The organism is Corynebacterium sp. UMB0012 (assembly GCF_030216265.1).
In the GTDB taxonomy this organism is placed as follows: domain Bacteria; phylum Actinomycetota; class Actinomycetes; order Mycobacteriales; family Mycobacteriaceae; genus Corynebacterium.
The window spans coordinates 13,938-28,561 of the sequence record NZ_JASOKQ010000004.1 but is presented as its reverse complement, the minus strand read 5'-3'; the positions used below and the strand labels follow the sequence as shown (position 1 = coordinate 28,561).

The 14,624-nt window shown below is 62.5% G+C and carries 14 protein-coding genes; 8 read left to right on the top strand and 6 right to left on the bottom strand.

All coding sequences use genetic code 11. From position 1 onward, the window contains the following. The first annotated feature begins 7 nt into the window (after positions 1-7). Together purL and QP324_RS02985 are read left to right on the top strand one after the other, a co-directional pair. Complete coding sequence (gene purL, locus QP324_RS02990) at positions 8-2,317, top strand: phosphoribosylformylglycinamidine synthase subunit PurL (RefSeq protein WP_284814379.1); 2,310 nt, start codon at positions 8-10, stop codon at positions 2,315-2,317. 271 nt (positions 2,318-2,588) lie between these two features. After that, complete coding sequence (locus tag QP324_RS02985; RefSeq protein WP_284814497.1) at positions 2,589-3,251, top strand: hemolysin III family protein; 663 nt, start codon at positions 2,589-2,591, stop codon at positions 3,249-3,251. Here the strand turns inward: QP324_RS02985 and QP324_RS02980 are convergent. Next, positions 3,248-4,402 carry an asparaginase gene (locus tag QP324_RS02980; RefSeq protein WP_284814378.1) on the bottom strand — a complete coding sequence of 385 codons (1,155 nt, stop codon included), beginning with the start codon at positions 4,400-4,402 and terminating at the stop codon, positions 3,248-3,250. The genes QP324_RS02985 and QP324_RS02980 overlap by 4 nt on opposite strands. Positions 4,403-4,538: 136 nt before the next feature. Continuing rightward, positions 4,539-5,549, bottom strand: coding sequence for an acyl-CoA thioesterase (locus QP324_RS02975; protein ID WP_284814376.1), 1,011 nt, complete (start codon positions 5,547-5,549; stop codon positions 4,539-4,541). Between the two features lie 33 nt (positions 5,550-5,582). Between QP324_RS02975 and QP324_RS02970 the strand changes: the two genes are divergently transcribed. Genes QP324_RS02970 through purM form a run of 3 tightly spaced genes read left to right on the top strand, consistent with a single transcriptional unit; the run spans position 5,583 to position 8,565 of the window. Then, the gene (locus QP324_RS02970; protein ID WP_284814374.1) at positions 5,583-5,987 is read left to right on the top strand and encodes a sterol carrier family protein; all 405 of its coding nucleotides are present in this window, start codon (positions 5,583-5,585) and stop codon (positions 5,985-5,987) included. Between the two features lie 10 nt (positions 5,988-5,997). Next, the gene (gene purF, locus QP324_RS02965) at positions 5,998-7,494 is read left to right on the top strand and encodes an amidophosphoribosyltransferase (RefSeq protein ID WP_049360063.1); all 1,497 of its coding nucleotides are present in this window, start codon (positions 5,998-6,000) and stop codon (positions 7,492-7,494) included. Positions 7,495-7,512: 18 nt separating this feature from the next. Then, positions 7,513-8,565 carry a phosphoribosylformylglycinamidine cyclo-ligase gene (purM, locus tag QP324_RS02960; RefSeq protein WP_284814371.1) on the top strand — a complete coding sequence of 351 codons (1,053 nt, stop codon included), beginning with the start codon at positions 7,513-7,515 and terminating at the stop codon, positions 8,563-8,565. Positions 8,566-8,655: 90 nt separating this feature from the next. Here the strand turns inward: purM and QP324_RS02955 are convergent, their stop codons facing one another. Both QP324_RS02955 and QP324_RS02950 read right to left on the bottom strand, forming a co-directional pair. Continuing rightward, entirely contained in the window at positions 8,656-8,853 is a 198-nt protein-coding gene (locus tag QP324_RS02955; RefSeq protein ID WP_193387586.1) for a DUF3073 domain-containing protein, read from the bottom strand. A 140-nt stretch (positions 8,854-8,993) separates the two neighbouring features. Next, the gene (locus QP324_RS02950) at positions 8,994-10,058 is read right to left on the bottom strand and encodes a folate-binding protein YgfZ (protein ID WP_284814370.1); all 1,065 of its coding nucleotides are present in this window, start codon (positions 10,056-10,058) and stop codon (positions 8,994-8,996) included. A gap of 30 nt (positions 10,059-10,088) precedes the next feature. Here QP324_RS02950 and QP324_RS02945 point away from each other — a divergent pair, with 30 nt between their 5' ends. Beyond that, positions 10,089-10,952, top strand: coding sequence for an aminodeoxychorismate lyase (locus QP324_RS02945; protein ID WP_284814368.1), 864 nt, complete (start codon positions 10,089-10,091; stop codon positions 10,950-10,952). Here QP324_RS02945 and QP324_RS02940 read toward each other — a convergent pair. Further along, entirely contained in the window at positions 10,949-11,644 is a 696-nt protein-coding gene (locus QP324_RS02940) for an FABP family protein (RefSeq protein ID WP_284814367.1), read from the bottom strand. The genes QP324_RS02945 and QP324_RS02940 overlap by 4 nt on opposite strands. A 53-nt stretch (positions 11,645-11,697) precedes the next feature. Between QP324_RS02940 and QP324_RS02935 the strand changes: the two genes are divergently transcribed. Further along, positions 11,698-12,735, top strand: a complete 1,038-nt coding sequence (locus QP324_RS02935; RefSeq protein ID WP_284769291.1) for a diacylglycerol kinase family protein — start codon at positions 11,698-11,700, stop codon at positions 12,733-12,735. Here QP324_RS02935 and QP324_RS02930 read toward each other — a convergent pair. Continuing rightward, positions 12,719-13,546, bottom strand: a complete 828-nt coding sequence (locus tag QP324_RS02930) for a DUF2993 domain-containing protein (protein ID WP_284767172.1) — start codon at positions 13,544-13,546, stop codon at positions 12,719-12,721. The two genes, QP324_RS02935 and QP324_RS02930, sit on opposite strands and share 17 nt — an antisense overlap. A gap of 33 nt (positions 13,547-13,579) precedes the next feature. Here QP324_RS02930 and mshD point away from each other — a divergent pair, with 33 nt between their 5' ends. Then, positions 13,580-14,497 (top strand): mycothiol synthase, encoded by a 918-nt coding sequence (gene mshD, locus QP324_RS02925; protein WP_284814365.1) that lies wholly within the window; start codon positions 13,580-13,582, stop codon positions 14,495-14,497. Positions 14,498-14,624: the final 127 nt, after the last annotated feature.

The window sequence follows — 14,624 nt, the reverse complement described above, 5'->3', positions numbered from 1 at the left end:
CATTTTCATGACCGTTCATAATGACACCGTAGAAAAGGCGCAGTCCACCCCGGACGAGCAGCAGCCCTACGCGGAACTCGGCCTGAAGGACGACGAGTACCAGCGCATCCATGACATCCTGGGCCGCCGCCCCACCGACGCGGAGCTGACCATGTACTCCGTCATGTGGTCCGAACACTGCTCCTATAAGTCTTCCAAGACGCACCTGCGTTATTTTGGCGAGACCATGACCGAGGAGATGGGGGAGAAGATCCTCGCCGGCATTGGTGAGAACGCCGGCGTGGTGGATATTGGAGACGGCAACGCGGTGACCTTCCGCGTGGAGTCCCACAACCACCCCTCCTACGTGGAGCCTTACCAGGGTGCGGCCACCGGCGTGGGCGGCATCGTCCGCGACATCATGGCTATGGGCGCTCGTCCGATTGCCGTAATGGATCAGCTGCGCTTTGGGCCTGCCGACGCCCCCGATACCAAGCGCGTCCTTCCCGGCGTGGTCTCCGGCGTGGGTGGCTACGGCAACTCCCTGGGCCTGCCCAATATTGGCGGCGAAACCGTCTTTGATGAGACCTATGCCGGTAACCCGCTGGTCAACGCCCTGTGCGTGGGCACCCTCAAGGTCGATGACCTGAAGCTGGCCTTCGCTTCCGGCAAGGGTAATAAAGTCATGCTCTTTGGCTCCCGCACCGGCCTGGATGGCATCGGCGGCGTGTCCGTGCTGGCCTCCGATACCTTCGAGGACGGCGCCGAGCGCAAGCTGCCGGCCGTGCAGGTGGGCGACCCCTTCGCAGAGAAGGTCCTCATCGAGTGCTGCCTGGACCTCTACCACGCCGGCGTGGTCGTAGGCATTCAGGACTTGGGCGGCGCGGGTCTGGCCTGCGCCACCTCGGAGCTGGCGGCCTCCGGCGATGGCGGCATGGAGGTCAACCTCGATAACGTGCCGCTGCGCGCGCAGAATATGACCGCGGCCGAGATCCTCGCCTCCGAGTCCCAGGAGCGCATGTGCGCCGTTGTGGCTCCGGAGAACGTGGCGAAGTTCCGCGAAATCTGCGAGCACTGGGACGTCACCTGTGCCGAGATTGGTGAGGTCACCGAGGGTAACCACCTGGTCATCCGTCACCAGGGCGAGGTTGTCGTGGATGCCCCGGCCGGCACCATTGCGGATGAGGCTCCGGAATATGACCGCCCGTATGCCCGCCCGGAGTGGCAGGACGAGCTGCAGAAGTACCAGGGCACCGACAAGCGCGGCCTGGTTGAGTCCCTGCAGAAGCTCGTGTCCTCCCCGGCGCTGTGCTCGCGCGATTTCATCATGAACCAGTATGACCGCTACGTGCGCGGCAATACCGTCCAGTCCCACCATGCGGACGCCGGCGTCCTGCGCATCGATGAGGAGACCGGCCGCGGCGTGGCCGTTTCTGCCGATGCGTCCGGCCGCTACACCAAGCTGGATCCGAATATGGGCGCCCGCCTCGCGCTGGCGGAGGCCTACCGCAACGTCGCCGTCACCGGCGCCAAGCCCGTCGCGATCACCAACTGCTTGAACTACGGCTCCCCAGAGAACCCCGACGTGATGTGGCAGTTCCGCGAGTCTGTGCATGGGCTTGCCGACGCCGCCGTGGAGCTTTCCATCCCCGTCTCCGGCGGCAACGTTTCCTTCTACAACCAGACCGGCGAAGAGCCGATCCTGCCTACCCCAGTGGTGGGCGTGTTGGGCGTTATCGATGACGTGCACAAGGCCATCGGCAACGAGCTGGGCACCGTGGGCGAGAAGGAAGTGCTCATCGCCCTGGGTGAGACCAAGGACGAGTTCGGCGGCTCCATCTGGCAGCAGGTCAGCGCCGATACCTCCGATGCTTCCTCTCTCAATGGTCTGCCGCCGCAGGTGGATATGGCCAACGAGAAGCGCCTGGCCGAGTTCTTCCACGGCAATGAGCTGCTCACCGCGGCACACGATATCTCCGAGGGTGGCCTTGCCGTCACCGCCTTTGAAATGGCTAAGCGCGCCGGTGCGACTGCCGACGGCGCCGGCCTCGGCCTCAACCTGGACCTCACCGCGGTCCACGAGGACGAGTTTGTCGCCGCCTTCTCCGAGTCCGCTTCCCGCGTTCTCGTGGCCACCACCGCCGACCGCGCCGATCAGGTCTTGGCCCGCGCCGGCGAGCTGGGCATCCCAGCCGCCACCGTGGGTGAGACCACCGAAACCGGCGCCCTCACCCTCGGCGGCGAGTCCGTTGCTATCTCCCAGCTGATCGCCGCTTGGTCCGCCACCCTGCCGGACCTCTTCGACCACGCTGTGGGCGCTAACTCTGTAGTGGAGTAAAAACTCCCGGCGTTGGACAAACGCAACTAAGCGACAATGCGGAAAGCCCGGCCTCGGCTGGGTTTTTCTTGTTTTGTTCCATTAATCCACTGCTGCAACCGCAGCGTTCGTCGAGCGTTACGTAACGAGGTCCTTGAAGGCCTCTGCCTATGCCCGTACACTTACGGTATCGTAAGTTATCCGTTGCGGGTCAGTGGAAGGGACGTACCTCGTGGCACAGATTCATGCGAATAGCGCGCCGGGGCCGGGCCTTGTCCAGCGCACGTACTGGATGGCCGACCGCGGGCCCAGGCCGCTAAGTCGTGGCTGGGGGCATGCAATAGCGGCGTTACTGTCGGTGATTTCCTCCACCGTGCTCATTACCTATGCGTGGATGACGCTGCAGTGGTGGCAGGGGCTTGGCGTAACTGTTTACGGCGTGGGCCTGGTCGGGCTTTTTGGCGTCTCGGCGCTCTACCACCGCTACCCGTGGGCGAGTGCGCGTGCCGTGCAATGGTGGCGGCGGGCGGACCACGCGACCATCTCGGTATTTATCGCCGCGACCTACACGCCGCTGTGTCTCATCGTGTTATCGCCGGTGCAGGCGGCATGGATGCTAGGCGTTGCCTGGGCAGGGGCGATTCTCGGCGCGATTTTGAACCTGGTGTGGATTAGCCACCCGCGTTGGTTAGACGTGGTGGTCTACCTAGCACTGGGGTGGCTAGTGCTGCCGCTCTTGCCCACGCTGTGGACGCAGGCAGGGGCCGCTGTGGTCTGGCTGCTCTTTGTCGGCGGCGTGGTCTACTCGCTCGGTGCGCTGGTCTATGGCTTTAAGTGGCCAGGGCGCAATGCGCGCTACTACGGCTACCACGAGCACTTCCACACCGCGACCATCGCAGCAGCGGTGGTGCACCTTGTCGCGGTGTGGATGGTCGTGGTTCAGGGGGCTGCTTAGTCGGCGTCGGGGAAGAGCTCCGCGGGATCGGTGTCAGTGCTGATCGCAGCGGCTAGCAGTATGCGGGCTTGGGGAGCGCGCAGGGTGCCGGAGGAGATAACGCCGGCGTCGGCAAGCGTGGCACCGCCACCGGCACCGCCGTAGATGCCCTCCACTGGACCGTGATCCACGCGGGTGGTGAGCACAACCGGAACCTTCTTGGCCGCGGCCTTAGCGGCTTGGGCTAGCTCATCGCCGATATTGCCGGCGCCCATTCCCTCGATAACGATGCCTTCGGCGCCGCTGTCCAAGGAGCGCTGGATAAGGTCGGCCGGCGCGCCGGGATAGGCGGCGATGATATCGACGCGGGTATTGCCCAGCGGCTGATGCTTCAGAGCCTTTGGGCGCTTAGGCTGCTTCTTGCCATTGTTATTGGCAAAGCCATCGGCCTTGGTTGTATCGGACTTAAAAGCGCCGCGGGCGGGGATGACGTGGTCCGCAAAGGCAATGAAGGTACCGCGGCCCTTGTTGGAAGGGTCAGTTACGGTCTTGACCGCGAGCGCCAAGTTGTCCGGACCATCCGGATCCGGGTCATCCAAGGGGCGCATCGCGCCGGTAAGGGCTACCGGCTTATCGCTGTCTTGGAAGGTATCGACGGCGATGGCGGTCTCTTCCATGGAATCGGTGCCGTGGGTGACCACTACGCCATCGACATCATCACGCTGTAGTTCCTTGTTTACGGCTTCGATGATGGTATCGGTATCGTCCAAGGTCATCGCAGAAGAATCCAACTTAGCAATGTCTTTGACCTCTAGCGTGAGCTTGTCCTTGTCAAAGGTGCCGGAAAGGGGCTCCACCAGCTTGGAGCCGGTGACGGTGGGAACCACCGCACCAGTCCTATCGTGCGTGCTGGCAATGGTGCCGCCGGTGGAAAGGACCACCACGTGGCCCTCGGCAGTGGCGTGTGGGCCCTCGTTTTCCGCTGCGGAGGCCTCGGTGGTCTCTGCGGATGCGGCGCTGGTCGCGCTGTGTGGCGCGGAGGACTCGGGTGTCGCGGCCGAGGTTTGCTCCTCGGGGTGGCTGTCCGGATTCTGGCAGGAAGCCAAAAGGCAAGCGGAAGCGACTAGAGCAAGGCCGGCGCGGGCCGAGCGACGCATTGTGGAGGTGTGCATAGTCCCTCGTTTCTGTGTGTGGGAGGCGAAAGCGGGCGGCGGGAATCGTCGGCCGCATATACGTCCATCTAACGCAGAAAGGCGTGGAGCCCGCTGTCACTATGGACTTGCTAACACCGAAACGAGGGGAGAGCGGCTAGTCGATGTGCTGATTCGACGGCGCCACCACTAGCGGCTTCGGCGAGTACTTGGCGCGCAGTCCGCGCAGGAGGGTGGCGTGCTCGGCCAGGCGCTTGTCTTCCTCGGTATGCGGGTGGAAGGGGCGGGCTACCTGCGGCTGGCCATCGTGGTCCAGGGCGATATAGGCCACGGTGGCATGAATGGCGGTCTGCAGGTTATCGCGGCCACCGCGGGGATTGCCGGAGCGGACGTGGATGGACATCTGCATGGAGCGGGTATCGGTGCGCATCATGCGAGCGTCGACCTCGATGAGATCACCGATGGAAATAGGCCTGTAGAAGCGGATGCCGCCGGCGTAGACAGCAACGGTGCGCTCGGCGGACCACTCCATGGTGCAAGCTGCACCGGCCTCATCGATCCACTGCATGGCGGTGCCGCCGTGGACCTTGCCACCCCAGTTGACGTCGGTGGGCTTGGCCAGGAAGCGGTTGACCATGCGCGGGGCATCGGAAGGCCCGTTGTAGGTTTGCTTTTCCATCTCTTCCTCGATGGCCTTGCGCAGCTCAATGCGGGACTTGGCGGCCTCTTCCACGCGGCACTGCTCATCGGTCTCCGGGACGAAGGGCGGCACCGGGGTGGACTTGCCGGTGGCAGGGTCCTTGGCTACGAAGATGACCAGGCAATCGCAGGCGCGGGTAAAAATGCCTTCGCGCGGGTCGGCAGAGAGCACCTCGTTGACGATGTGCATGGAGGAACGCCCGGTCATAGCGATGCGCGAGCGGACCTCCACGATGTGTCCGGAAGGGATCGGCCGGGTGAAGTGGATATGGCCCACGTATGCGGTCACGCAGTATTGGCCGGACCACTGCACGGCGCAGGCATAGGCGGCCTTATCAATCCATTCCAAGACGCGTCCGCCGCTGATGCCGGGGGCGCCGGCCATGGTGACGTCGGTTGGCGATGCCATAAAGCGCAGCGTCAGCGCCGGCGATTTCTGATTTTCCGCAACGGAAGGCGTAGGTGACATAAACAACAAGATAACAGTAGCTATGATGTAGCTATGAAAAAGCCCGTCGATCCCGCAGCCACCCGCGCGGCCATCATGGCCATCAAAGACTGGATTGCCGCCCCGGCGGAGCACGATAAGCCTGGTAGGGCCCTGCTTGCCGACGCCGTCCGCCGCACCGCTCGTACCCTCGAGGCCGACGCGCCGGGCCATTCCGTGGAGCTGCGCGTACCCCCATTTGTTGCGGTGCAATGCGTTGAAGGACCCCGCCATACTCGCGGCACCCCACCCAATGTGGTGGAGACCGACCCGGAAACCTGGCTGCGCCTCGCCACCGGATTGGCGGACTGGGAAGAGGTCGTAAGCACTGGTCGCGTCGATGCTTCCGGCTCCCGCGCGGGCGAAATTGCGCAGTGGTTGCCGCTTATTCCGTTAGTTTCCGGCGGCGCGACAGGCTAATATAAACGCCGTGGTAGAAGTACATACTCCTAGTATCACCAATCTTGACGATCATAATGAGCAGGAGCCCCGCGAAGAGTGCGGCGTCTATGGCGTGTGGGCTCCCGGGGAGGAAGTCTCCAAGCTGACCTACTTTGGTCTCTTCGCCCTGCAGCACCGTGGCCAGGAGGCTGCCGGCATTGCGGTGGGCGATGATGACCGCATCGTCGTCTTCAAGGACATGGGCCTCGTGGCCAATATCTTTGATGAGTCCACCCTGTCCGCCCTCCAAGGAAACGTGGCGGTGGGCCACACGCGCTATTCCACCGCCGGCGGCAAGGAATGGTCCAATGTCCAGCCGATGTTTTCTACCTCCTCCACCGGGGTAGACATCGCCCTTGGACACAACGGCAACCTGGTCAACTACCTAGAGCTGCGCGAGGAGGCCGTGCAGCGCGGCTTGATTAAGCCCCATGAGGAGTCCGTATCTGACTCCATGTGCTTGTCTATGCTGCTTGCCGACGGCGTGGATGAAGACACCTCCGTCTTCGACTCCGCCCGTGACTTGCTCCCGCGCGTGAAGGGCGCATTCTGCCTGACCTTTACCGATGGTCACACCATGTACGCTGCGCGCGACCCGCACGGCGTCCGCCCGCTAGTCCTCGGCCGCTTGGCCAAGGGCTGGGTGGTGGCCTCCGAGACCTGTGCGCTTGATATCTGCGGCGCTCAGTTCATCCGCGAAATTGAACCCGGCGAGCTCGTCGCCATCGATGAGGCCGGCATCCGTTCCGTTAACTTCGCGCCGGCAAAGCGCCACGGCTGTGTCTTCGAGTACGTCTACTTGGCCCGCCCGGATAGCGATATCAAGGGCCGCTCCGTCAACGCCTCCCGCGTGGACATTGGCCGCCGCTTGGCCCGCGAATACCCGGCCGAGGGCGCGGACCTGGTCATCCCGGTTCCTGAATCCGGCAACCCGGCCGCCGTGGGCTATGCCCGCGAATCCGGCATCACCTTCGCCCACGGCTTGGTCAAAAACGCTTATGTGGGCCGCACCTTCATCCAGCCCACCCAGACCCTGCGCCAGCTGGGCATCCGCTTGAAGCTCAACCCGCTGCGTGAAGTCATTAACGGCAAGAAGCTCGTCGTGGTGGATGATTCCATCGTCCGCGGCAATACCCAGCGCGCACTCATCCGCATGCTGCGCGAGGCCGGCGCCGCCGAGGTGCACGTGCGCATCGCCTCCCCGCCAGTGAAGTGGCCATGTTTCTACGGCATCGACTTCGCCTCCCCGGGGGAGCTGATCGCCAACGCCAGCCCCTCCGATGATCCGGAAACCGTCTGCGCCACTATCTGTGACACCATCGGCGCCGATTCCTTGGGCTTTGTCTCCATTGAGGAGATGGTGGCCGCCACCGAACAGCCGCGTTCCGAGCTGTGTACCGCCTGCTTCTCGGGTGAGTACCCACTTGGCCTGCCCGCCGGAAACTCCAATGCAGACGCCGTGCGCACCCTGCTCGGCACCGAATAACAAAGGACACCTGAAACCATGAGTGACAATACTTACGCAGCAGCCGGCGTCAGCATCGAAGAGGGTGACCGCGCCGTAGAACTTTTCGCCCCGCACGCTAAGCGTGCCACCCGCCCTGAGGTTCTGGGCGGTCTTGGCGGCTTTGCTGGCCTGTTCAAGCTCGGCGATTACAAGGAACCCATCCTCGCCGCCGGTTCCGACGGCGTCGGCACCAAGCTGGCCGTGGCCCAGGCCATGGACAAGCACGACACCATCGGTATCGACCTCGTTGCGATGTGTGTGGACGATCTCGTTGTCTGCGGCGCGGAGCCGCTTTTCCTGCAGGACTATATTGCCGTGGGCAAGGTCGTGCCGGAAAAGGTGGCCGAGGTAGTCAAGGGCATCGCCGAGGGCTGTGTACAGGCCGGTGCCGCGCTGCTGGGTGGTGAGACCGCCGAGCACCCCGGCATGATGGAAGCAAACGAATACGATGTCTCCGCCACTGCGGTAGGCGTCGTTGAGGCCGATGGCGTACTTGGCCCAGACAAGGTCCGTGATGGCGACGTACTCATCGCCATGGGCTCTTCCGGCCTACACTCCAATGGCTACTCCCTGGCCCGCCACGTCCTGCTGGAGCAGGCTGGCATGCCACTCGACGGCCACGTGGAAGAGCTTGGCCGCCCCCTCGGCGAGGAGCTGCTGGAGCCCACCCGCATTTACGCCAAGGACTGCCTGGCTTTGGCTAGCGAGTGCTCCGTATCCACCTTCTGCCATGTCACCGGTGGTGGACTGGCTGGCAACCTCGAGCGCGTCATTCCAGAAGGCCTAGCGGCCGATATTAACCGCGCCACCTGGACCCCGGGCCAGATCTTCAAGCTCATCTCCTCGGTGGGCAAGGTGGAGCTGGCGGAAATGGAGAAGACCTTCAACATGGGGGTTGGCATGATTGCCGTAGTCAATCCTGAAGACCGCGACCGTGCCCTGGCAATGCTTACCGCACGCCACATCGATGCGTGGGAGCTGGGCACCGTCCGCTCCGCCTCCGGCGAGGAGCCGCGCGTGGTCATGCACGGCGAGCACCCCAACTTCTAGCAGGGCCTGCCGCCCTGTCAGGGGAGGGTATGAGGAAGGGCCCTAGGAGATTTCCTAGGGCCCTTGAGCTATCCGGCGGCGAGCGGAAGATTAGCGTTCGTCGCGGTCGGCATCATCCCATTCGTCGACGTAGTCGGCGTATGGGTCATCCTCTTCATAATCGCGGGAGTCACCCTCTTGCTGTGCGGCGAGTTCCCGTTGCAGGGACTCGATATCCATCTCGGGTGAGTTGTACTTGAGCTGGCGTGCAACTTTGGTCTGCTTTGCCTTTGCGCGTCCGCGTCCCATGTGCATGACCCCCTTGGGTTAGTAGGGCGCGCCAGGGATTCTTGGGCGCCCCATCGACTTGTCTATTGAGTATCTTCCTGTAAGACACAATAGCCTGTGTGACGAAAAAATTCCGCACCGCCCCCTAGCTAGTGGGAGATTTAGCGCCCGCGCAGCCGGTTTACTGCCTCGCGCCCAGCCTTGGGGCCCTCATCCTCGGGGATGGAGGAAGGATCGATAGACGCCGCGGTATCGCCCACTTCTAGGGCGCCGACGTCCAGCGCAGAGCGCTTCACTAGGCCTAGGGCGATGGGGCCGAAATCGCAGTCATCCACAATCGTGCCGATGCGGCCTACCTTACGTCCATTGAAAGTAATGTCATCGCCCACATTTGGACGTTGCGGCGCGGAGCCGTCGAGGTGCAGCTGCACCAATAGGCGAGGAGAGCGGCCCAGATTTTCTACGCGCGCCACCGTTTCCTGGCCGCGGTAGCAGCCCTTATTGAGGTGAACGTGGGCCGGATTGGCGGGGCTGCGGCTGATCCACTGCGGCACCTCGTGGGGGATGGACTTATTATCCAGATCCGCCGCCAGCTCCGGCTCGCGGGCGCGGACGCGCTCGGCGGTAAACGCCATGAGCCCCGCTAGCCGTGCACCGGATTCCTCCAAGTGCTTCGCTGCCTCGACCAAGGATTCGCGCGGAATGCCAAGGTCAACGCGCTTGATTCCCGGCCACTGGACCTGGCGGGAAAACTCCACCATGGGTGGAAGCGAAACATCGGCCTCACCCAGAAGAGTGAGTATGGCGATATCGGCTTCCTCTACGGTTACCTCGGACCAAAAGACCATCATGGTGAGGAACTTAAAGAGGGAGTCGAATTGCGCCGCAGGGACGTCGATAAGAAAGGCATTGTCGGTCCGCACGATATCCATGTGATGGAGGATATGGCCTTGGATGTCCAGGTCGAGGGCGCCGGCGGTGAAACCCACGGGGGCGTCGTCAAGCTTCTGTGAAAGCAGATTATTTAGAAACTCGGCGGCGTCCTTGCCGCTCACGCGAATGACGCGGCGCTGGGAGCGGTCAATGACGATGGTGCCGCCATCGGCGGCCCTTTGCTCGCCCAGCGGATTGCCATAGTGCCAGGCCACGCCCTGGGCATCGAGTACGGTCGCGTCCTGGTGCTCCGCGGCACCGGCGCGCTGCAGAAGAGGCGAAGAATAACTCACAACTACCGATGGTAGGGCATAATCAAAAGTATGAAGTTTTCGCCGCGAAAAGAGCCGGTCATCTACGTTGTGGAGCCCTTTGGAGGGTCGGTACGCAGGCACATGCCCGCGCTGCCTCTTGTCTACGCAGATGATGCCGCGGTCACCCGCGGCGATGGCATCTTTGAATCCCTGCTCGTGCGCGGAGGCAAAGCCGCTAACCTGCAGCGCCACGCGCAGCGCTTCTGCGATTCAGCCCGCACGATGAACCTGCCGGAGCCGCCCATGGACAAGTGGGAAGAAGCCACCCGGCTCGCCATCGCGGACTTCTGCGGGGACGAGCAAGGCGATGCTAAATGCACGTGGACCTATACCCGCGGGCGCGCCTCTACGGGGCGGCCGAGCGCGTGGGTTGTTGTGCAGCCGATTGAGGACAAGGTGCTAGAGCAGCGCGCCCACGGCGTCTCCGTCATGACAAGCCCCCGCCTGTGGCACGTTGCGGAGGAATTGCCCGCCAAGACGCTCAATTACGCGGCCACCATGGCGATGCTGCGCATGGCGCGGGAGAAGGGCTTTGAGGATCTCATCCTCACCGACCCGGACACCGGAGAAATTCTTGAAGGCGCCACCTCTACCGTGGTGGCCGTCAAGGGCGAGAAACTGCGCACCGCCGCCGGCCGCGGCATCCTGCCCGGCACCACGCAAGCGGCGCTCTTCGCGCACGCCAAAGAGAAAGGCTATCGCTGCAAGGCCAAGCCGTTGACCGTGGAGTATCTGGAAAAAGCGGACTCGGTGTGGTTGGTGTCCTCGGTGCGCGTTGCCGCGCGCGTTACAAGGCTCAATGACAAAAAATTAAAGGCCCCGGACAACGTGGACGTCATCCGAGACCTTATTGATGCAGCTCTTGGGGCTTAGCCGGCGATGCGGGTGAGCTCCGCCGACATGTAGGGGCGCATCTCGCCATCCACCATGCGCTCGTCTACCCAGCCCAGATTGTTATTGGGCATGAGGCCGTACATGCGCTTGCCTGGACCCAAGTTCTTCGGGCCGGTTTCCGTGACCATGGTGGAGGCGGATTCCAGCTGCCATGCGCGGTCATTGAAGGGTTCGCCGTAGAAGATTTCCACGATGCCGGTAGAAGAGGTGTAGGTGACCTCGATTTCATCCTTTTCCGAGATACGCCAGAAGCCGTTCTCGCGCACAGACGGGCCTTCCGGCTTGCCTTCGGTATCGATCTTCCAAGTACGAGAGCTAAAGGTCAGGTAGTTTTCGCCATCGTGAGCGATGACCAGCTGCTGGCCAAAGGTGTACTCCTGACCCTTCGTATCGTGGGCCTGGCCCTCGCCCTGCCAGACGCCAACAAGGGGGAGAAGTCCCAGCAGGCCGTCGTGCAGCGACGGGCCCTGGCGCAGGTTCGCGGTATCGTCCGGTACCGGGGTATCGCCCAGCTCGAGAGCGGGGATATTGCGGCTAGCGGCGTCCTTCCACTGCTCGGCAGCCTGGTTCACGGCATCGTTGCCATTGAGTTTTCCAGGATCATTCTCCGGGTGGGAAGCCGCGGTGGTTTCGATGTTTTCAGGGGTGGTTTCATTATTATTTTCGCTCATGGGCGTCCAGCCTAGTCGTGCATCCGCCTTTTTAACTACTAGACTTGGGCCTCGTGCATGCATTGATGATCTCGAATCCCAACTCGACCTCACAAACCAACGCCCTCTTCCGCCAAATCGTTCCCTGCCTACAAGCGGTAGAGGGCCTGCACCTCAAAGTGAAATTTACGCATTACCCTGGCCACGCCGAAGAGATGGTCAGGGGAATGACGAGGGATGACTATGACGTCATCATTGCCGTGGGCGGGGACGGAACCGTCAACGAGGTAGTCAACGGGCTTCTCGGACCGGCTGATGAGCAGCGACCCGATCCTCAGTCCATCCCGGCGCTGGCCGTAATTCCTACCGGTTCCGCCAATGTCTTTGTGCGCGCCCTAGGATTTCCCAACACCCCGGTGGAGGCTACCCATGTGCTGGCGCGCATGCTCGACCGGGATCTGCGCCGCACCATCTACCTAGGAACGTGGAACGAGCGGTGGTTTGCCGTCAATGCTGGCTTCGGTTTGGACGCAGACGTGTTGGCGCGAGTGGATCGTGCCCGCGAGCAAGGTTTTGCCGCCACCCCGCTGCGCTACCTCAACGTCGCCATTCGGGCCTGGAGTCGTGCGCGGAAGAACCCACCGCATATTGCGGTGACAGCCGAGTCCAGTGATGGTGAGCGGCTGCACAAGAATGATGTGCCGCTGATGTTTACCTCAAATACCAACCCGTGGACATTCTTGGGCCCGCTGCCGGTGGTGACAAATCCGCGCAACTCCTTTGATGAGGGATTGGCTCTGTTTGGACTGGAGGAGTTTAGCGGGCTCGGCGGCGTCGTCGGCCTGCTGCACCTCTTCGGTGCCGATAAGCGCGGATGGCTCAATAAGCTCACCAAAGAAAAGACGGTGGCCTTCGACGATGCCATGCGGGTAGAGCTAGTCTGCCGCGAACCGCAGCGCTTCCAAGCCGATGGAGAATCGGAGGGGCGCTTTGACGCTGTTACCTTGGCCTCCGTGAAGGATGCCATCGAGGTATTCGCCCCGCAGGATAGGCGGGAGGCCCATCAGCGCACGATGAAGGAAGTTCTCCGGGACTTTATTCGCCTGCGCTAGTCTGCGGCGCGGGGCCGACCCGGTGCTTGGTATCGGCGGCCTTCTTTTCCGCCTCTTCCACGGCCTTTTGCTCCGAGCCTTCAATCTCTAGCGGGGAGAGCTGGGCCAGCTGCACCTTAATATTGCGGCGCTGTACCTCGAAGGAAATGGTGCCGCCCTGCATCTTTACCGCGGTCGCTTGGGCCGGAAGCGGTAGCTGCCGGGTATCGAAGTTGAGGGAAAAGGCCTTTTGCAGGCGCTCATCGTCCGTGTCATAGACCTGCATTCGAAACTCCGGACCAACCAGGCGGAGGGTGACCTTGGCGGTGGACTTGTGGGCGTCGCCAGGCAGGGTGCCCGTTAGCTCTGCTTCAGCAGACGTGCCACCGGAGGGGGAAATATCGTCTGGGTTAGCAATCGAGAGATCGGTAATCCCCAACAGGCGGCCCAGCGCCACACCATCCAAAGAAATGCCGCGCGAGTAGGTGGAAACGGGCGCGCCCTCAATATCTCCATTCATTACCTGTTCTGGGGTGACGGTGATATCGCGCAGCACGGTGGAAGCATTGACCATGCCCAGCTTGGGCACCTCCACATCCAGCGCCTTGACCTCGAGATAAGGGATTTCCTTCGAAGCCGCTGCCCACACGTAGGGGGTGCCGCCGATGAAAACATCCGGCGTATTATCCAGCCGCGAATTGGCTTTCACGGCTTGCGCCACCTTGTGTTCCGTGTGCATAGCCACGCAGGCATCCGCCACCCAGGCCGCAAGGAGCACGCACACCACGAGGAGGACGTGCACGATGCGCCGGTCAATCTTTAGAACACTCACCCTTTCATTCTTACCCTACGTATTCTGGGCCCTATGACTAGCAATGCCTTTAAGATTACGGAAGAAAACCTGCCGGACGACCCGGAGCTGGCTCGCCGCGTAGAAGCACTGGCTGAGCAGGCTGAACGCCAGGATGGGATGGCGCCGCTGTCGGAGCAATTCCTCAACGGTCTTAGCGATTCCCGCCTGGAGCACCGCCACCTGGTGGCCTGGGTAGGGGAAGAGCCGTGCGGCGTAGCCGGTCTGGAGGGCTCTACCGCCGAGCTATTCATTGCCCCCGATTACCGCGGGCAGGGCTATGGTGCCGCGCTTTACGACGCCGCCGCTAAGACCCCCAACCTCCACGCCTGGGCCCACGGAAACCTGCCGGCGGCACAGGCGCTGGCGCACTCCCGTGACCTGCAGGTCACCCGCAAGCTGGTGGTCATGGGGATCGGGGGAGAAGAGCTCGCAGCGGTCGCCCGCCCCGAAGGCTTGCCACTGACCGTCCTGAATTACACCGAGGCGGTGGATAAGTGGGGCAAGGACTTTGTGGAAGAGCAGTGGCTCAAGGTCAATAACGAGGCCTTTTCCTGGCATCCCGAGCAAGGTGGCTGGGATCTCGTTCGCCTGCATCGCGGCATGGAGGCGGACTGGTTCGACCCCGCAGACCTGCTTTTCCTGTGGGATACGGCAGATGAGCCGGCACTGGCCGGCTTCCACTGGACCAAGTGGCATGCGGAGGAAACTCCGGGCTTCGGTGAGGTCTACGTGGTGGGCTTGGCGGAAGGTTACCGCGGCAAGAAGTTGGGCGGTCCGCTGCTGCAGGTTGGCCTGCGCCGCATGGTGGAAAAGGGAGCTAAGCGGGTAATTCTTTATGTAGAAGCGGATAATGATCCGGCGCTGAAGGCGTACGAGCGCCTAGGCTTTGAGGTTGATGAAGAACACGTCGTATGGGGCGTGTGTGACTAACGTCATGGGGCGCAGGACATTTGTTCACCCAGTGTTTACCTCTTGGCACCCTTTTGGTCAGATCCTGCGGATAGCTTTACACCCTGTGAGTTAACCGCACCTGTGCGCCTGCATCTCGCCCCAGAAG